Origin of the sequence: Longimicrobium sp. (genome assembly GCF_036387355.1) — a bacterium.
GTDB lineage: Bacteria > Gemmatimonadota > Gemmatimonadetes > Longimicrobiales > Longimicrobiaceae > Longimicrobium.
Window position 1 is genome coordinate 1 of the sequence record NZ_DASVTX010000124.1, and the last position, 17,772, is coordinate 17,772.

At 70.6% G+C, this 17,772-nt stretch carries 16 protein-coding genes and 1 pseudogene; all 17 read right to left on the reverse strand.

The genetic code is table 11. The features are described from left to right. Positions 1-878: pseudogene (locus VF665_RS05660) on the reverse strand (putative baseplate assembly protein); the annotation flags it as partial. Between the two features lie 6 nt (positions 879-884). Beyond that, complete coding sequence (locus VF665_RS05665; protein WP_331052444.1) at positions 885-1,271, reverse strand: GPW/gp25 family protein; 387 nt, start codon at positions 1,269-1,271, stop codon at positions 885-887. Continuing rightward, entirely contained in the window at positions 1,268-2,992 is a 1,725-nt protein-coding gene (locus VF665_RS05670) for a hypothetical protein (RefSeq protein ID WP_331052445.1), read from the reverse strand. The genes VF665_RS05665 and VF665_RS05670 overlap by 4 nt, the downstream gene beginning before the upstream one ends. A gap of 118 nt (positions 2,993-3,110) precedes the next feature. Beyond that, positions 3,111-3,773 carry a phage baseplate assembly protein V gene (locus VF665_RS05675; protein ID WP_331052446.1) on the reverse strand — a complete coding sequence of 221 codons (663 nt, stop codon included), beginning with the start codon at positions 3,771-3,773 and terminating at the stop codon, positions 3,111-3,113. Beyond that, positions 3,770-4,858: a phage late control D family protein gene (locus tag VF665_RS05680; RefSeq protein WP_331052447.1), complete on the reverse strand. Its 1,089-nt coding sequence runs from the start codon at positions 4,856-4,858 to the stop codon at positions 3,770-3,772. Before VF665_RS05680 ends, VF665_RS05675 begins: the two co-directional genes overlap by 4 nt. After that, positions 4,851-5,024 carry a hypothetical protein gene (locus VF665_RS05685; RefSeq protein ID WP_331052448.1) on the reverse strand — a complete coding sequence of 58 codons (174 nt, stop codon included), beginning with the start codon at positions 5,022-5,024 and terminating at the stop codon, positions 4,851-4,853. Before VF665_RS05685 ends, VF665_RS05680 begins: the two co-directional genes overlap by 8 nt. Continuing rightward, positions 5,021-6,511, reverse strand: coding sequence for a hypothetical protein (locus tag VF665_RS05690; protein ID WP_331052449.1), 1,491 nt, complete (start codon positions 6,509-6,511; stop codon positions 5,021-5,023). The genes VF665_RS05685 and VF665_RS05690 overlap by 4 nt, the downstream gene beginning before the upstream one ends. Before the next feature lie 111 nt (positions 6,512-6,622). Continuing rightward, positions 6,623-7,147, reverse strand: coding sequence for a phage tail protein (locus VF665_RS05695; RefSeq protein ID WP_331052450.1), 525 nt, complete (start codon positions 7,145-7,147; stop codon positions 6,623-6,625). A 1-nt stretch (position 7,148) separates the two neighbouring features. After that, entirely contained in the window at positions 7,149-9,227 is a 2,079-nt protein-coding gene (locus VF665_RS05700) for a phage tail sheath family protein (protein ID WP_331052451.1), read from the reverse strand. Positions 9,228-9,456: 229 nt separating this feature from the next. Beyond that, entirely contained in the window at positions 9,457-9,918 is a 462-nt protein-coding gene (locus tag VF665_RS05705; RefSeq protein WP_331052452.1) for a phage tail protein, read from the reverse strand. A gap of 10 nt (positions 9,919-9,928) precedes the next feature. Beyond that, positions 9,929-11,785 (reverse strand): phage tail sheath family protein, encoded by a 1,857-nt coding sequence (locus VF665_RS05710; RefSeq protein WP_331052453.1) that lies wholly within the window; start codon positions 11,783-11,785, stop codon positions 9,929-9,931. A 42-nt stretch (positions 11,786-11,827) separates the two neighbouring features. Continuing rightward, positions 11,828-12,655 carry a hypothetical protein gene (locus VF665_RS05715; protein WP_331052454.1) on the reverse strand — a complete coding sequence of 276 codons (828 nt, stop codon included), beginning with the start codon at positions 12,653-12,655 and terminating at the stop codon, positions 11,828-11,830. Further along, positions 12,652-13,254, reverse strand: a complete 603-nt coding sequence (locus tag VF665_RS05720) for a DUF4255 domain-containing protein (protein WP_331052455.1) — start codon at positions 13,252-13,254, stop codon at positions 12,652-12,654. The genes VF665_RS05715 and VF665_RS05720 overlap by 4 nt, the downstream gene beginning before the upstream one ends. 3 nt (positions 13,255-13,257) lie before the next feature. Further along, positions 13,258-13,659, reverse strand: coding sequence for a hypothetical protein (locus VF665_RS05725; RefSeq protein ID WP_331052456.1), 402 nt, complete (start codon positions 13,657-13,659; stop codon positions 13,258-13,260). A gap of 426 nt (positions 13,660-14,085) precedes the next feature. Continuing rightward, entirely contained in the window at positions 14,086-14,478 is a 393-nt protein-coding gene (locus VF665_RS05730; RefSeq protein ID WP_331052457.1) for a hypothetical protein, read from the reverse strand. A 327-nt stretch (positions 14,479-14,805) separates the two neighbouring features. Continuing rightward, entirely contained in the window at positions 14,806-15,411 is a 606-nt protein-coding gene (locus VF665_RS05735; protein ID WP_331052458.1) for a hypothetical protein, read from the reverse strand. 2 nt (positions 15,412-15,413) lie between these two features. After that, positions 15,414-17,348 carry a hypothetical protein gene (locus VF665_RS05740; RefSeq protein ID WP_331052459.1) on the reverse strand — a complete coding sequence of 645 codons (1,935 nt, stop codon included), beginning with the start codon at positions 17,346-17,348 and terminating at the stop codon, positions 15,414-15,416. Between the last annotated feature and the right edge of the window lie 424 nt (positions 17,349-17,772).

The following is a 17,772-nucleotide window of genomic DNA, read 5'->3' on the forward strand; positions in this document are numbered from 1 at the left end:
GGAACCTCCTGGCCGATGGCGAGCGGCGGGTCCGCGGGAAGCCGCAGCCGCACCACGCCCTGCCGCGACAGGCCGCGCGTGGTGTCGCCCACCACGGACAAGGCGCGGTACACGGCCAAATCGTCATCCACCACCGCGGTGGACACCTCCCACACCACCTCGTCCGTCCCCTCCCCGTCCCCCTCGCCGGGGCAGGGGTCCACCTCGTCCATCGTCAGAACGACGGGATCAGGGATGAAGCCCAGGTTCAGCACGCCGCCGCCCATGCGCTCCACCGCCGTGTCGTCCGTGGCCAGGACGGCGATCCACAGAATGCCATCCACCGTGGCACCGAAGTCCACGGACGCGAAGCCCGGAGCCGCGGGGTCCTCACCCAGCGCCTCGGCCACGTAGAAGGCGGCCTGCTCCCCCTGCTGCAGCCCGCGCGCGGTGATGGCGGCCTGCGCGTACACCTGCGCCTCGCCGCTCTCCGGCTCCGGCGCGGCGGATTTGGCGATGGCGCGCATGGCCAGCGGCCAGGCGCGCACCTCGTCCTGCGTCTCGAACGCCACGCTCCCCGCCCGCGCCTCCGTGCCGATGGGAACCAGCACCTCCGTGGCCTGCGAAAGGGTGAGCGCCACCAGGGCGCGCGACGGCCGCGCGGCGCGCATGGGCACCTGCAGCAGCCGCAGGAACTCCAGGCGCGTGGCCTCGGGCACCTGGTTGAAGCGGAACAGGAGGTTTTCGCCCAGAAAGGCGAACAGCTCCAGCAGGGTGATTCCGGGGTCGCCCGGATTGTGGTCCGTCCACTCCGGGGTGTAGACCGGAATGCGGCGCACCAGCTCGTCGCGGAGCTGCTGCCAGGAGCGGTCGTCCAGAATCGGCGTCGGGAGCGGCATGCGCCCTCACTCCAGGGAAAACGGGTACACCAGATTGTCCGGCCGCCCGTCGCGCACGTGCACGTAGCCCAGGTGAATGAGCACCAGCGCGGGGTCGTCGCCCTCCGTGGCGGTCACGCCGGTCACGCTCACCCGCGGCTCCCAGCGGGCCACCGCTTCCGCCACCGCGCGCTCCATGCGGCCGCGCACGGCGGGGGTGTTGGGCTGCATGAGCCACTGCCGCAGCCCGCAGCCGTACGCCGGGCGCATGATGCGCTCGCCCGGCTCCGTATCCAGCAGAATCCACAGCGCCTGCCGCACCTTCTCCGGCCCTTCCTCGTAGATCATGGCCCCTTCGCGCGGCGCGGGGGGAAAGCTCCACCCCCGCCCCAGCCGCGCCGCCGCCCGGCTCACGCGGCCACCTCCGCGTACTGCACCCGCTCCGTGTACACGACGGCGTCCAGCCCATCCAGTTCCGCGGAGCGGTCCGCCGTGGCCGCCACCTGCAGGGAGCGCACGGCGCCGGGCGAGTAGGCGGCGGCCACGCGGGTGCCCAGGTAGTCCGCGGCCCCGGCCTCCAGCTGCGGGTTCTCCAGGTCGCTTTCGTCCACCAGCCCGGCGTCGGCGTTGAAGGCCAGGTTCAGGTCCGCCGCGCCCAGAATGCCGATGTCCGCTTCCAGGTCGATGTCCACCGCCGCGGCGATTTCCGCCCCCAGCTCGCCCTCCAGCCCGGCGTGCAGGCTGGCCCCCGCGCCGAACGAGATGCTGGGCGGAATGCAGAACTTGAGGCCGAGCAGGAACCAGAGCTGAAAGACGAAGACGACGATGGGGAGGAACAGGTTGAGGACGAAGTAGGCGACGATGGTGATGAGCGGCAGGCTGAAGTGGCAGATCTGAAATCCGCCCGGCTGCGTCTGCACCGGCTCGCCGTCGCCGTCCACGCTGAAGTTGAGCGACGAGCCGTCCGGCTGGCTGAAGGCGACGGGGAGCCGCATTCCGCCCTGCGCGGCGGCGGCCAGGGCGCGCAGGTCCGGCATGGGGATGGTCACCGGCTGGTTGCCCGTGCCCACGGGGTCGAACGGCGCCGCCATCTGAAAGATTTCCGTGGCCTGGCTCCACACCACCTCGCCGCCGCAGTCGTTGCGCTCCCCGGTGCGCGGGCACTCGCAGCGGTGGCGCCGCACGAAGCAGCGGATCACCAGCCGCTGCTGCTCGTCAAAGCGCGCGGTGCCGTCCGCCTCCGTTTCCCGCCCGCCCATGGGGAGCATGCCGAAGTACAGCGTGCGCCCGGCGGCATCGTGTGTCGCGTTGCGCGGATCGGGGACCAGCGGGTAGAGCGGATAAACCGTTTCCGTCACTTCGTCCGGCGTTTCGTCCGTGAACTGCCATGCGCCCACGTTCCTGGCGTCGGAAGGCACCCATCCCTCGCTGAAGGCGTGCGCGCCGCTTTTCACCTGCCAGGCGCGCAGCTGCGTGCGCACCTCGGCCAGCTCGGCCTCCAGCTCCGCGCGCTTTTCCGCCGCGCTGGCGTCCAGCGCCTGATGCAGCCGCGAGCGGGCGGCCGTCACCGCGCCCGCCGCGTTGCCGAACACGCCGCCGCGCGTCACCCGGTGCCGCTTGCTCAGCACCCGCTTGGCCGTCCCCCGGTCGATGCGGGCGATCTGCGTGGCGAGCGACCCCGCGCGGCGCACCAGTTCCTCCGCCGCGGGCGCGTCTTCCGTGCGGAACGCCAGGCGGCGGCGGCGGATGACGAAGCCCGCCTCGCACACCTGGTCGCGCGACACGGCGGGAAGCCCGGGCGCGTCGCAGTGCAGTTCGCACACGACCAGGTAGAAGCGCTTGTGCAGCGGCAGAAACAGCTTGCGCGTGGTGGTGGGCACCAGCACGTAGTCGTTGAAGCGCGTCCGCTTGCCCCCGACTGTCGGCGCCGGATCGGACTCGGTGCGGAACACCACGTCCTCCGGCCCGAAGGCGAGCGACTTCTGCGGGTCTTGGATCAACACGCTCACCGGATCGGAGCTGTCGTACTTCTGCAGCGCCGGCCGGGTGGCGCGCACGTCGCGGCCGGCCTCGTTCAGACGGGGCCAGTGCCACCAGGGCGCGATCAGCTTCCAGGGGTGCGCTTCGCAGGGCATGGGGGGGCGGGATGAGTGCGTGAGTGCGTGAGTGCTGGGTGCGTGAGTGCGAAAGAAACAGCGAGTGCTCAGTGCTCAGTGCCCAGTGCCAAGGCCTCGGGGTCCGGTGCCGTCGTCGTCACCAGACGTTGCCGATGCCGGGGGTGTAGGACGGGGAGACCACGCCCACGGTGGCGTTCATGGTGGTGCAGTTCACCACGCCGTCGAAGTTGGCCACCGGGGCGTGCACGTTCAGCACGCTCGCGGTCACGTCCACGTTCATGTTCGCCGTGATCTTTACGTTCCCCGACGCATCCATCGTCACCGTGCAGCCGTTGGCGTGGCTCAGCGTCACCTGCTGCGCGCCGTCGTCCAGCACCAGCTTGTGCCCGCTCTTCATCGACACGGTGACCTTCGCCGCGCCATCCGTGTCGTCGAACTCCAGCAGGCTCCCCGCGCGGCTCTTGATCAGCCGCTTGTTGTTGGGCGATGCGGGCGTCTCCGGGAGCGCCTCCCGCCCGTTCCAGCAGCTGCCCACGATGTAGGGGCGGCGCGGGTCGCCGGCCTCGAAGCCCACGATCACCTGCGTATCGACGGCGGGGAGGGCGAGGAAGCCCTGGTCGTCGTCCGCGTACGGCGTCAGCAGGGTGGCCCAGGCGCGCACCTCGCTTCCGTCCGCGCCCAGGTACGGCAGGCTCACCTCAATGCGTCCCAGCCGCTGCGGGTCCACCACGTCGGTGACGATGGCGGGGTACAGGCCGAACGCCCGTCCCGGCCCGTCCGCCCGCGGCCCGGCGCTCACGCCGTCCCCCCGTTCACCGTGGCGCGCTCCGCCTCGAACCGGGTGCGAAAGCCGCTCTGCCGGTCGTAGGTGTGCAGCACCCGGGTGACGTAGTAGGGGCCGCCGTTGAAGGGCCCGCCCACCCGCTCCAGCGTGAGCCGCGAGCCCACCACCATGTCCGGCGTGCCGTCCGTGGTGCCCACCGCGGTCACGAAGCCGCGCGCCCGCCGCAGCATCTCCGCACGTGCCCAGTCGCGCGCCTCCCCGTCCGTCAGCGGAACGTCGCGCACGCGGTGGCTCACCCGCGCGCCGAACGCGCGCTGCAGCACCTGCGGCCCCGTAAGCCCGCCCGTCACCTCGGCCTGCACCGCGCTTCCGTCCGCTTCTTCTTCAATGACGTCGCGCTCGCGGGCGTCGTAGCCGCTCACCTTGAGCGCGGTGCGCTGGTGCGCCAGGTCGGCGCGAAGCTGCACGTCCAGCAGGTGGTTGCCGTGCGCCAGGGTGATCTCCGTCCCCGTGCGGCTGGATCGGCTCTGGAAGTACAGCGTGGTGTCATCCACCCACACCTCCGCCTGGATCAGCAGCGCGCGGTCGCGAAGAAAGGCGAGGTCGCTCTGGTTCCACTGCTGCACCACGTCGTACGTGGGCCCGTCGGCGTTCACGTTGGGCGTCAGCCCGTGCTCCGCCGCGATGGCGCGGGCGATGTCGGCGTCGGTCACGTTCTCGTAGGTGCGCATGCGGCGCGTCATCCGCAGGTCCATCGCCCGGTCCTCGGCAAAGATCACCACCTGCGGCTCGCGCGCCTGCGTCCACACCGCCTCCAGCGCGCTCACCCATCCGCGAAAGACCGTCCGCGCGGCGCCGCTGCGGCCCAGCGACACCTCCAGCTTGCGCCCGAAGTCCACCACGCTGCCGTCCAGGTACAGCTCCGGCACCTCGGGCGTGTCGGGGTGGGCGGGGGTGCCGGCCACGCGCGCGGTGAGCGTCTTGAGCCCCGCCGTGGTTTCCTCCACCTCCAGCCGCAGAATGTCGCGCCCCAGCTCGCCGCGAACGCCGCCGTCGACGCTGAAGACCGGCTCGGCGGAAAACAGCAGTTCGTCAGTCATCCGAGCCCGCGGCGTGCGTGCGCAGGCTGTCGCGAAGCTGCCGCGCGCGTGCGGCCGACACCTTTTCCGCCTCCTGCCACTCGGTGGACTGCGCGGCGTGCTGCGGCCCGCCCTGCGGCGCCTCGGCGCTCACCTCAGTCTGCAGCGTGTCGATGCGGATGGTCATCGCCCCGCCTTTCCGGGCCCGCACCCGCAGCCGCACCCCGTCCGCCGCCGCGGCGCCGCCTTGGACGGTGCCGCCCCGCCCGCCGCCGACGCGGGAGACGATGCGGCCGGACGGCCACGAACTGGCGTGGCACCGGTGGACGGCCCACCCGCGCGCGCGGCGGGAAGCTGCTCCCACGCGGGGGTGGTGGGGTCGCGGGTGACGGGGACGTCGCGGGCGCTGGCGTACGGGCGCAGCGCCACCACGCCGGAGCGCGTGTCTGCCGCGCCGCTCACCCGCGCCCGCAGCGGCACGCCGTAGCCGAAGCTGACTGCGCGCGCGTCCACCCGGGGCGGCGCGTAGGCCCGCGGCAGCGCGGACGACCGATCCGCCGGGGCCGCGCTGGTGATGGACTGCACCACCGCCCCCGCCGCCCCGCGCGCCTGGAGCGATGCGGCGGACGAAGCGGCCGCCGCCGCGGACGCGCCCACCACCGCGCCCGAGGCCAGCGCCGCCACGCCGCCCGTCCCCACCGCCGCGCGCGCCGTCGCCACGCCGGAGGCGCCGAAGGAGCGGATGGAGGCGTCCGCCGCGGCCTGCGCGCGGGCGATCTGCACCGTCTCCACCGCCGCGCCCACCCCGCCGGCCGCGCTGAGCGCGAACCCGGCCGAAGCGGATGCGCCCGCCCCCGCCGACACCCCGGCGGAGAGGGAAGCCGACGCTTCCAGCCCCAGCGAGGCTTCCAGCGACACGCCCACGTCCGCCTGGAACCCGGCGCTCACGCCGATCCCCGCGCCGAGCGAGAGCGACGAGCTGAAGTCGATCTCCATCCCCGCGGAGAGGGAGAGGCCGGCTTCCAACCCGCCGGCCAGGCCGCGCCACGCGCCCGCGTCCAGCCCCATCCGCACGCCGAACTCCGCCAGGCTTTCGCCGGCCAGGGCCACCCCGGTGCGGTCCTTTTCCTGGCGGTTGCTGCTGCCCGGGCCGGCGCCGCTGTCCCCGGGCTCGGGGGCCTGCCCCTCGCCCTTGCCGCGGGTGCGGATCTCGTACTGGGCGTTCTGCTCCTTGATGCTGACGCTCATCTTGGCGTGCAGCGGAAACCCGTTCTCGGCGAACAGGTCAAAATCGATGGACAGCTGCGTGATCACGCCGGCGATGGAGAGCTTGCCCCATTCGAAGCGCACGCGCGGCGGGCTCTGGCGCTTTTCGGGCGTGCCCTGCGCCAGCACGAACTGCTCGATGAGCGCCGTCTTGACCCGCACGTCCACGGCGTTGCCGCTTTCGTCCACCTCGTCGGCGGTGTCGAACTCCAGGTCAAAGGCCAGTTCGGTGGACGAGTTGCCGGTGAACTGCCGCTGCTGGCGCCCCTGCTGCTGGCCGCCCTCGGTGGAGTTGCTGAGGGTGAGCTTGAGCGAGGCGGGGTTGAACTGCACCGCGATCGTCTGCTCCACCACCTCGGGTTCGGCCTGGTTGGCCAGCTTGAAGAGCTTGGCTTTTTCGAGCGCCATACGCTGAATCCCGGTGCATCGCCGCCCGACCGCGGCCAGTTCCCGCCCCCCGCCCACTTTCGTACTCTCGTACGCTCGTACTCTCGTACTTTCGTACTGCCGTTCCCCGCCCTACATCCCCAGCTTCAACCCCTCATGCGCGATGTGCAGCTCCTCGATCGCCACGTCGCCCGTCTTGGCGTTCAGCTGCGGCCCGGTGACCTTGGCGGGGACGCCGCGGATGAAGGTCCACGTGGCCAGCGGGGTGGAGTGGTCGGCGGAAAGCAGCTGCACCGTGCCGTCGTAGCGGGGAAAGGGGCGCTTGCCTTCCAGAATCCCCTGCAGCCATCCCCACACCGCGGTATTCACCTGGTAGTCCGCGCCGTAGAACATCCCGCGCTTGAGCACCAGGTTGCTGAACTTGCCGCGCCCGAAGCGGCGGATGACGCCGTCGTTGCGGCCGCCCTCGTTGATCTCCTGAACGTCCATCTCCAGGTCCAGCCCGCTGCACTCCTGAAAGCCGCCGTCGCCCGGAAAGCCGTCGCCCTCGTTGGGCGTGGGGGGCGACGCCGCGCCGCTCTCGCCCGAGGCGCTGCGGCGCAGGGAGACGACGAAGTTGTAGTTCCCCGCCAGTCGGCGGTCGGCCTCCAGCGCCATCTCACTCCTCCATCAGCAGGGTGCCGTCGCCCTGGCGCGACAGCTTGAGGACGATGAACTCCAGCGGCTCGGCCGGGGCCACGCCCACGTGGCAGAGCAGCTTGCCCTCGTCCACCACCCGCGGCGTGTTGAGCCCCGCGTCGCACCGCACAAAGAACGATTCGTCCGGCGTGCGCCCGCGAAAGGCGTTGGCGCGAAACAGCTGGCCCAGGTACGCCTCCAGCATCCGCCTCAGCTCGTCCCGCAGCCGGGCGCTGTTGGGCTCGAACACCGTCCACTGCATCTGCTGCAGCAGCGTGCGCCCCAGCAGCGTCATCAGCCTGCGGATGGAAAGCTGCCGCCACTGCGGATCGCGGGAGAGCGTGCGCGCGGCCGTCAGCCGGATGCCGTCGCGCTCGGCCAGGTAGACGTTGATGGCGGCCCCGTGCAGCTCGTCGTGGCGGCGCGGGCTCACCCGGTCCAGCACCGACACCGCGCCGACGACGATCTCGTTTGCCGGCCCGTGCGGCACCCCGAAGGCGATCTCGCGCCGCGCCACGATCCCCGCCGCGAATGCGGAGGGAGGAACGGCCACCAACGGTTCGCGGGCGTCGTCCGGGCGGGCGACGCGCAGCCACGGGTGGTACGCCGCCGCCCACGCGGAGCCGAAGCGCGCGCGCCAGTCCAGCGCCTGCCGCTGCGTAAGGCCGGGGGGCACGTCCAGCAGCACCACCCACTGCCGCAGCGTCTCCGCCAGTTCCACCAGCCGCCCCTGCAGCCCGGCGATCAACGCCACGTCCGCCACGGGGTCCAGCGCCAGCCCGTCCAGCGCGCCCGCCGAGCCGTCCGGCAGCGCGGGCTGCCCGTCCGCGCAGATCAGCTCCGGCACCTCCACCGCGGGCGGCGGGTCCAGCTCCACGCAGGGCGCGAACTCCGGCCCGGCCAGCGACACCACGTCCTCGGCGCTTTCGGCGCTCGCCAGCGGCCACGGCGAGAACAGGTCGGGGACGCAGAGGATGGAAACGTCGTCGGTCTCCACCAGCGCGTGCACTCCGCCGCGCGGCTCCTCGTCCCCCGGAACCCACTCGTCAAAGAAGTCTTCGGGGACGATGTGAGGATACCGGTCGCGCCCGCAGGTGAACTGCTGCCCCGCGGGGTGGGGGATGGGGCGCAGCAGGGGATCGTCCAGCTCCAGGTCGTCGCCGATCCAATCCTCGTGCGGATGGACGAGGGCGGAGTCGCGGTACAGCACGGCGGCCATCCAGCGTGGATGACGGGCGGAGAGCCCCATTCCCTCGTGCAGCTCGCCGCGGTTGATCCCGTCCTCCGCCAGGTCCGTCACGGCGACGGACGCCTCCACGATCTCCGCGCGGGAGGGGACGGCCGAGGCGGGCAGGTCCAGCTCCGCGCGCCGCTCCACCACGGGCGAATCGGCCCTCCACGCGTCGCGCACGCCGCCCACGAAGCGCAGCTCCGCCGTTCCATCGTCCCGCCAGAGCCGCAGCAGCGTTCCCGCGGGGATGGGCGCGTCCGGCGGCAGCACCAGTTCCGCCGCGGTACTGAGCGCCGCGTCAAAGAAGAGGGGGCGCGTGTGAAGGCTCAGCGTGGCGCGCAGCCGGTTTCCCCAGCTCCCCTCGTTGCGCGCCCGCAGCACCACCGCCGATCCCGACCCCGCCCGCGTGACGCCGGCCAGCGTGCCCTGCGCCGTGCCGTATCCATCCGCCGCCGGATCATCCGCCGCCGGATCATCCGCCGAGTAGTCGTGAACCACGCGCACCACGTACGCGCGCCGCCCGCCCTGCTCAAAGAACGCGGCCACCGCGTAGGGAAGCAGCCCGGGCCCTTCGAAGGCGCCGAACAGGCGGCGGTACGCGCTCCAGCTTTCCACCGGCACCGCCACCGAGCGGAGGGGTGCCATCGGGTTCGCGGGTCCGCGGGGAGGGACGGCCCACGGCGCCTGGAACGCGGGGAGCCGCGCGGGGCCGCGGGGCGCGACCCCCACGAAGGCGGCCACGTCCATGCGCACCCCGGTGAGCGCCCGCACCGGGTCGTCCGCCACCGGGTAGACCCCGGGCGCACCGAGCAGCAATCTCTCCCGCATGGGCATCGGCAGTCCGTGGCCTGGGCAGCGCAATCCGAGAAAACCGGCTCCAACCGAGGCACAAAGCCCCGCAGAAGGAGACGCCACCCCCGGCATCTCCGTCCCTTCGTCAAAGACCGCGATCCATCACCGCACAGAGATCCGGGAGCAGAGCCCCCCTATTCCCTATTCCCTATTCCCTATTCCCTATTCCCTATTCCCTATTCCCTATTCCCTACTCCCTACGCCCCTACTCGTACTCCAACCCCTCATGCACCAGGTGCAGCTCCTCCATCGCCACCTCGCCGCCGCCCTTGGCCGCCAGCGTGGGGCCGGCCCACTTCTTGGGCTGCGCCTTGCGGAGCGTCCACGTGGCCACGCTGTTGCGCGCCTCGTCCAGCAGCGTGATGGTGACATTGCGCGGCTCGGCGGTGCCGTCGCGCACCCCGCGCAGCCACTTCCACAGGTCGTCGGACCCCACGACGCCCCGCTTGAGCGTCACGTCGTCCACCTTGTGCGTGTTGGGGATCTTGCGGACGGTGTTGAATTTTTCGTTTCCGTTGCGATACTCGCTGTAGTTCACGTCCGTCCCCAGGCCGCTCACGTCGCTGAAGCCGCCAATGATGGCGCCCTCGGAGCCGTCGCCCTGCCGTCCCCCCAGCGCCACGATGAAGTTGAAGGCGCTGTAGGGGTTTTCGCGGAAAGTGGGCATCTGTCCCTCGTCAGCTCGTCGGGTTCAGGACGGCGTCGCCCGTCCACTGGCCGATGCGGAAGATCACGAACTCCGCCGGCTTTACCGGGGCCACGCCGATCAGGCAGATCAGCCGCCCGTTGTCCAGGTCGTTCTGGGTCATGGTGGTGCGGTCGCAGCGGACGAAGTACGCCTCCTCCGGCTTGTTGCCCAGCAGCGCCCCGTCGCGCCACTGCACCAGGAGAAAGTCCTCCACCGCGCGGCGGATGTTGGCCCACAGCCGCGGCCCGTTGGGCTCGAACACCGCCCACTGCGTGGCCTTTTCGATGGAGTGCTCCAGGTAGATGAACAGCCGGCGCACGTTCACGTACTTCCACTCGGGGTCGCTGCTCGTGGTCCGCGCGCCCCACACGCGGTTGCCGCGCCCCTCAAAGAAGCGCAGCGCGTTGATTCCCTCCGGGTTCAGCACGTCCTGCCGCGGCTTGTTGATGTTGATTTCGAACCGGGTGAGGCCGCGCACGATCTCGTTGGCCGGCGCCTTGTGCACGCCGCGCTCGATGTCGTTGCGCGCGTAGATGCCCGTCACGAAGCCGGAGGGCGGAAGCAGCAGCTTGCGCGGCGGGGCGCCCTGGGCGGCGCGCTCCAGCGGGTCCAGGATCTCCACCCACGGGTGGTACAGGGCCGCGTAGGTGCTGTCGAACTGGCCGCGGAAGTCGCGGATCTGGTTCATCGACGCCTCGGGCGGGCCGTCCACCACGGCGATGCGGTAGTTCTGCGGCTTGCTGGCGTGGTCCACCAGCGTGCGCGCGGCCACCACCGGGTCCGCCATGGTCGACGTATCCGGCGCGGCGACGATGGCGATGTCGTCGATCTCTTCCAGCGCCTCCAGCCCCGTGGCCTTGATGGACGAGATGTCCGGGTCCGCCGGGCTGCCGGCCAGCTCGACGTCAGCGATCAGGGCGCCGTCCGCCCCGCCCTGCAGCCGCCCGCCCGCGAGGTTGGCGGCAAGCTGCACCGCCAGCGACAGCTCCTCGGTGTCGCTCCCCGCCTGCGGCTCCCAGGCCAGGCAGACCACCGCGTTCTCGTCCGCCGGGTCCTCGCGCTCCAGAATGCGGCCGAGGTAGCGCTTCTGCCCGGGGTAGAAGGCGAGTTCGCTGTAGAAGTCGATGCGCTCCAGGTCCACGCGCACCGCCACGCTCGCCTCGATGAGGAAGATCCCCACGTTTGCGCCGCCCACCACCACCGGCGACCCGGTGCTGTCGATGAACGTCTGCACTCCGTTGGCGTCGATGCTCACCGCCGCCAGCGTGGCGGTGGGGGAAAGCGGCTCGGTGGGTCCGGGAAGGTCCCTGGGATCCGCCGGAAGCGGATCAAAGATCTCCACCACGGCGCCGTGCCGCACCCGCTTGGCCTGGGTGCCGTTTACGGGGTCCAGGAACGCCACGTTGCGGCTGCGCTGCACCCCCACGTCCACGCGCACGTTGCCGAACGTCCCCGGCCAGCGCGCCTCCCAGCGCGCCGTCGTCGTTCCCGCCGTAAAGATGTCCACCCCGGCCACCGCCGCCGCCGCGTCGCCGCCGAACACGCGCGACACGTACAGCCGCTTGCCGCCGTTCAGAAAAAAGGCGCGGGCGGCGTGGGCCGTGTAGTTCACCCGCCCCGGCTCGTCGCTCAGCTCCAGCGGTTCCAGCCCGCCGTACACCCGCTCGAACTCGGTGAACGAGGTGATCAGGCGCGGCTCGCTGGTGCCCGGGCCGCCCGTGTACTGCACGGGGCCGTAGCGCGTCATCCCCGCCATTCCGGTCGTGCTGGTGGGCACCCCCTCGATGCTCTTCGAGCGGAAGCTCACCTCTTCAACGTAGACCCCTGGGGCCAGGTATTCGGGCATCGTGTCGCTCCTTGGCTCACGCGCGCGCCGCTGTGGGGCGCTTCAGGAAAGGACGAACTCCACACTCACCAGGCCGTCCAGGCCGCACTCCACATCCACCGGCCCCGCCAGCGGCCCGTATCCGCCGGGCAGCTCCGTGCCGTCCAGCACCGCGTCCGCGCCCGGCCGCAGCAGCTCGCCGGGGTCCGCGGGAAGCGCCGTGGCCTCCAGCGGCAGGTCCGCGTACGGGTCCGCGGGGTCCGCCTCGGTGGACGGAGGGTCCGGGCCGAACACCGTCACTTCCACGGCGATGGGGAGGATCAGGTCCGCCCCGGCCGCCGCGCCGGCGTCCAGCAGGAGCAGGAACTCGCCGCGGTCGTCGCCGTGCGCGCACCCCACCACCGCGCCCCCGCCCGGCCGCCGCGCCACGGCGCGCACCCAGCGCACGGGCGGCCCGTCCGCGCCCAGCGTCACCCGCCCGCGCACCCCCACCGACCCCGCGGGCACGTCGTACGCGGCGCCGGGGAGCAGCGCCGGCCGGCAGATGCGCCCCATCACCGGCGCGGCGGGGAGGGCGATGGACAGGCGGCGCGGCACGAAGCGGCGGCTCAGGTCCAGAATGCGCAGGTCCACCGCGGGGCCCAGCGAGGCGCGCCAGCGCAGCACGTGGCGGCAGCTGTCCGTCCGCGCCACCCGCTCCCGCACGTCCTGCGGCGTCCAGGCGGGGAGCGACGGATCTCTCCGCGACCGCGGCGGCGCGAGCGGCGCCCCGTCGAACGCCACCTCCAGCGCGTGGGCAATGCGGGCGCGGCGCGGCGCGTCCACCGGCTCCAGCCCCAGCGCCAGGTGCTGGGTGAGCCGGCTCCACCGCCCGTCGGGCGTGCCGTTCACGGCGCGGGGGACGGGGCGAGCCCCGCCGTCACGGTCACCACCTCGGGCTGCGGCACGGCGGCCAGGCTGTCCAGCCGAACCACGCGGGCTACATAGGGCACGCTGAGCTTGTAGTCGTGCGGAAGCGAATCGAAGGTGCGCATCACCGCCTCGGTGGAAACCTCTTCCATCAGCACCTGCACGCTGTCTCCCGCGGCCCATCCCCCTCCCGCCAGCAGCGGCCCGGAAAGCGAGGGGTGCGACTCCAGCGCCTGCAGCGCGCGCCCCAGAATGCGCAGCTCGTACTCGGCGTTGGTGGCCCAGGGCGTCAGCAGAAAGTGCAGGTCCAGCGGCAGGTACGACCGCCCGTCCACGCTCCCCACGGCCGACCACCCCGCGCGCGTGGTCTTGTTGAAGTCCACCCGGTACAGCAGCAGCGTCAGCACGGGCGGAGTGATGATGGCCGACGCGTCGCCCACGGCCGCCAGGTCTTCGGTGCGGATGAGCACCGCGTGCGGCGGGTCGGCGGGCGCCGGGAGCGGATTGGCCTCAGCGAAGGCCGCCGTCAGCAGCCGCTCCAGGCTGCGCCCCGTGGCCGCGATGCAGTCGAACGCCGCCATGGGCTACTCCGCCGCGGCGCGCACCGCGTCCACCAGCGCGCGGGGCGACACCTCGCGCAGCGCGCGCCGCCGCGGCTCCATGCGCCAGAGCGCGGCGTTGCGGCCGTCGGGGCTCACCAGCAGCAGGCGCAGGCGGGGTTGGCGGTACATCAGGCGCAGGTAGCGGTCGGGGAGTTCGGTGCCGGCGTCCTCGGCCAGCAGCACGTCGGCGCGGGCCGCGGCCACGTCGTCCTCCAGCTCCCCCGCGGAGCCGCCGTTCACCACCGTCACGCCCGGCTCGGCCGCCAGCGCGTCGCGGACGATGTCGCCCAGCAGGGGCGGTACGGCGACCAGAAGAACGCGGGTGGACACCAGGTCACGAAGGGGCGGCGGGAGGGGCGGCGCGTTGCGACCCACAGTGTGCATGCGCGCCGCCGCCGGTCCAATAAGCCGGAAGGCCCGGAACCCGCCGCCCCGCCGATCCGGATCGTCCGCGCGATCTGGACGGGCCGCCCATGCCTTCCGGACGCCAAACCGCCCGCCGCGGAACGGTTCGCGGCGGGCGGGGCATGGATCAAAAGATCTAGTTCCTCCGGTTCCAGGTGGCCTCATTCTGCTCCTGAACGGATGACGGCGGAGGTTGATGCGGCGGCGTCTCCGTGGAGCGGAATCAGGCGCGCGCTGCCCGCTGTAACCGAGTGGCGTAGCAGATGCGTTCTCTCCGACGCGCGGCCACACGGGCGCGTGCTCCACACGACGAGAACCCCTCTCCCTCGAGTGGGAAGAGGGGTTCTGGACGATCGTCCTACGACGGCCAGGAACACGGGCGCCCCAAGCAGATTCAGCGACCCCTCAGTTCTCGAGTAGCACCAGGTATCGATGCGCCGCGTTCCGGACCAGCGGGTCGGCCGTCCGCTCGCGGATTCTACGCAGCATCGCGATCATTCTCCGCCGTTCACCCTGCACATCGGCTACGGTCGGCAGCTTGGGGGCATGCGACACTGAGATCAACCCCGGGCTACGATCAGAGGAAATGGTGAACAGATCACCAATCGTTGTTTCCGGTTCCACAAAGCCAACTGACATGTCAATCGCGAGCACCCGCGCGTCCGTGGCCGCCGTTTCGTTCTCAGCTGTTGCGTGCACTGTGCTCAACACGCAATCCGTTGGAAAGAACCGCAGAGAGTAGGCAAGGCGGATCAAAGCGTCACGATCACGCGGCGCGTGATCGGTCCACGCGAGCACGAGAGTTTCCGGACCGCTTCGCTCGCAGCGCCGGATGTAGCCAACCGCCCAGTCCCAACGCGGAGCCGGGTGGCCGGTACGAAGAACCTGCCCAGCTAACCGGCAGTCGTTCCGCACGTGCACGTCTGAAGCTGCCGATTGTCCCGCGAGAGCGGCGGGTGTGACGAGAGCCCATCCGATCGCGGCTGCGCGCATGAGGATCCGCATCTTCGACTCCTTACCCCGAATAGCACGATGCTCAAGGCGGCACGGGATTGCGCGTGTGGCAAGCAGTTATCCTCTTCGGGCGAGAGCAGGATACGCCAAGCACCGAGGGCTGTAGGCTCGTCAGATCTCAAGCAGCATCAGGTATCGATGCGCCGCGTTTCGGACCAGCGGATCAGCCGTGCGCTCGCGGATTCTGCGTAGCCTCGAGATCATTGTCCGCCGTTCACCTTCCACCTCAATGACGGTCGGCAACTCCGGCGCATGCGATAGGGCAACCGGCCCTGGTATCCGATCAGGCGGAGGATTGTACAAGTCGCGCAGATTATACCTCGCCTCCTGGTCAACGAAGCTGACTGACATGGCAATTGCGAGGATTCGCGCATCTGTGCGCGCTGCTTCATCTTCAGCTGTCGTATGCAGCGCACTCAGCACAAGAGGATCGGGAAAACGGCGCATCGCGGACGCCAGTTGGCCCAGCGCCTCACGATCCCGAGGCGCGCGAGCCGTCCACGCGTACACGAGCGCTTCGGGACCGCTCCGCTCACAGCGCCGGATGTAGCTGACGGCCCAGTCCCAACGCGGGGCCGGGTAACCCGTACGAAGAACCTGCCCAGCTAACCGGCAGTCGTTCCGCACGTGTACGTCCGACGATTCGGATTGCCCCGCGACAGCAGGCGGGTCGAATGCGCCACAGAGGAACATGACAACGGCAAGCAGAACTCGCATGGCTATCTCCTGAAGTTGAAAGTGCAATCAAACGGCACAGGGAAGGCGAGGTCAACCGGCTTGCCCGCGGTAGTGGCAGCTTTCAGATGGTGCGGGCGGGCCCGCGCGACCACAAACTCCAGAATCTGGCTGGCGTTGCTATCTGGCAACACAACGCCTTCCAATATCTGGGGCACAGTGGCCTGGAGTTCTCGCCGATAGACGGCGATGTGAGAGCGGGGGTTCAGCGGCGGAGCGCCCGCGAAATCCGCCCCTTCGTGTTCAAGGATCTGGCGATGGAATGTGGGCCACCTGAAGCGCGAGCACCACTGGCCACCGGTTTGGTGGCGCCAGAACTCACCCTCTACTTCCATCTGTGGGTGAACCATCACCCCCTGCTCGATCACAATTGGTATCGTTTCCGGGTACGCCAGCCTGTTGTTCGGCCCACCATCGTTGATGTACTCGAATGTCTCTGATGGCGGGGGTGCGGTAAACCTATGCGTTGACCGTCCGAGATCTGGAGCCGAGTCAGGGTAGGCGTTCACAAGAGCATCCTGATTGGCTGAGTTGTACTCGGCGAGGCTCAGCTTCCTGATCGGATCCGCGGGTAGTGGCAGAGTAGACCAGTCACGCGGCCGGACGGTCACATCCGCTGTTTTCGTTTCCACCGGTCCCTCTCCAACGCTCGCACGCACCTCCACGGTGCCGCTGATCGCCAGCTTCCCGCCCCATTCGGGAAGCGGATCAACCTCGAAGTCGCCAATGGAGGTGTCCGGATAAACGAACGCCTCGCCGCGGGAGTTGGTCCCGCGGAACCGCCAGCTCTCCACCTTGATCTCACCCGCAGCGTCAGCAGGCTCCTTGCTGACGGTGCATCGGATGCTCCCTCCCCGCAGAACCGAAGGCGTCCCGTCGTCTCCGGCGCAACGCAGCCTGACGTGAGCGTCTGGTGCACACGGCGCTGATACGTTGAGCGCGGCTCCTCGCATTCCCATACCGCTCACCGCGGCTCCGGGTCCGCACGTGTCAACGTTCCCGACGCGGATGACGTCGCTCCACGCCTCCACGTATGTCCCCTCCACCCACGTCCACACCAGCATGCGCCCGCCCTCGCGCGGGGTGAACGTGCACACCGGGGTGGAGCAGTCGAACGGACCCTCGGGCCAGCCCGGGTTCGGCACAGCCGCGGTGTCGCCGGGGAACCACATCCAGCCCACGTCGGCCGTGTCCAGGCGCGGGTAGCGCAGCCGCAGTCCATCCGCCCCACGCACCTCGACCGTCACCGGCTGCCCCGGCGCGACGGCGGCGGGGGCCTTGATCTGCAGCGGTTCCGGGTACTCCGTCGCGGTGACGGTGTGCGACTGGGCGACGTGGTACTTTTCCACGTACAGCCGCTGGCCGTCCGGCTCTTTTTTGCTCTCGTCGTAGGTGCAGTACGGTCGCGGCAGGCACCACCCGTAGAACATTTCCGCGACGGGCACGGCTACCCGCCCGGCCCACAGCGTCGCGCCCCGGTCCGAGGTGCGGACCATCGCCACCATGTCCTCGCCATTCGCGTCAGGCTGCATGACGATCTCGGTGCCACCCGCTGGCGGCTGCACCTGGCCGTCCTCGCGAATCCAGACCCGGGTCCGGCCCGCCGTCCAGCTCATCGATTGCACGGCGGTGTAGGTGCCGAAGGGGGTTCCGCCGCCATAAAGCCAGGGGTTCGTATTCAACTCCAAGCGCCCGCCGATTCGCACCAGCGCGTACGAGTTGGGCGGAATGCGCAGCGTGGTTTCGGCCGGCTCCAGATGCGAGTCCAGCGCTCCGGCCCACGAGGAGATCCGCGTCGGCGTGTTGTAGCTGCCCAGCAGCACGGGCTCGGCGTTTCGTGCGGGACCCGCGGTGGCCGGCGCCGCAACGGGTGTCGTTACCGGATCGCGGAGATCGCACCCGGCGAGCGCCAGGAGCATGGCCAGCAAGCCGGCGATGCGCGCCGAATGTCTTCCTGGTGCGGGGCGGAGAAACGGTGTCCGGAACGGACGGAGGAGGGACATTCGGCGCCGCTGATCTGGAGGGATGAAGGGAGGAACGAACAACCATCCGATGTTCGAGCGTTCCCGGGAACCGCGCACCCGCCGCGCGGTTCGGAGCGTCCTGTTCACGCCACATACTACGGAGGATGCGCAAGAAAGGCCAGTGTTTCGCGGCCAGCGCCAGAACACCGCCACCGTACACACAAAAGCACCCGGTCAGATGGAGAACCCCTCTCCCGCGAGTGGGAAGAGGGGTTCTGACGAGGGCGATCCCCGAGAACCGGTTCAGTCGCGGGCGCCGGCTACGGCGTGCTCGCGCAGACGGGCGGCGGCCGCTCCGCGGCGGGAGACGGCGAGCTTG

What these genes read in the sequence shown, in the direction of transcription:
- VF665_RS05670 (WP_331052445.1), bottom strand. Translation starts at nt 2,992, where the DNA reads ATGCCCTGCGAAGCGCACCCCTGGAAGCTGATCGCGCCCTGGTGGCAC.
- VF665_RS05680 (WP_331052447.1), bottom strand. Translation starts at nt 4,858, where the DNA reads ATGACTGACGAACTGCTGTTTTCCGCCGAGCCGGTCTTCAGCGTCGAC.
- VF665_RS05685 (WP_331052448.1), bottom strand. Translation starts at nt 5,024, where the DNA reads ATGACCATCCGCATCGACACGCTGCAGACTGAGGTGAGCGCCGAGGCG.
- VF665_RS05690 (WP_331052449.1), bottom strand. Translation starts at nt 6,511, where the DNA reads ATGGCGCTCGAAAAAGCCAAGCTCTTCAAGCTGGCCAACCAGGCCGAA.
- VF665_RS05695 (WP_331052450.1), bottom strand. Translation starts at nt 7,147, where the DNA reads ATGGCGCTGGAGGCCGACCGCCGACTGGCGGGGAACTACAACTTCGTC.
- VF665_RS05700 (WP_331052451.1), bottom strand. Translation starts at nt 9,227, where the DNA reads ATGCGGGAGAGATTGCTGCTCGGTGCGCCCGGGGTCTACCCGGTGGCG.
- VF665_RS05705 (WP_331052452.1), bottom strand. Translation starts at nt 9,918, where the DNA reads ATGCCCACTTTCCGCGAAAACCCCTACAGCGCCTTCAACTTCATCGTG.
- VF665_RS05710 (WP_331052453.1), bottom strand. Translation starts at nt 11,785, where the DNA reads ATGCCCGAATACCTGGCCCCAGGGGTCTACGTTGAAGAGGTGAGCTTC.
- VF665_RS05720 (WP_331052455.1), bottom strand. Translation starts at nt 13,254, where the DNA reads ATGGCGGCGTTCGACTGCATCGCGGCCACGGGGCGCAGCCTGGAGCGG.
- VF665_RS05725 (WP_331052456.1), bottom strand. Translation starts at nt 13,659, where the DNA reads ATGCACACTGTGGGTCGCAACGCGCCGCCCCTCCCGCCGCCCCTTCGT.
- VF665_RS05735 (WP_331052458.1), bottom strand. Translation starts at nt 15,411, where the DNA reads ATGCGAGTTCTGCTTGCCGTTGTCATGTTCCTCTGTGGCGCATTCGAC.
- VF665_RS05740 (WP_331052459.1), bottom strand. Translation starts at nt 17,348, where the DNA reads ATGCTCCTGGCGCTCGCCGGGTGCGATCTCCGCGATCCGGTAACGACA.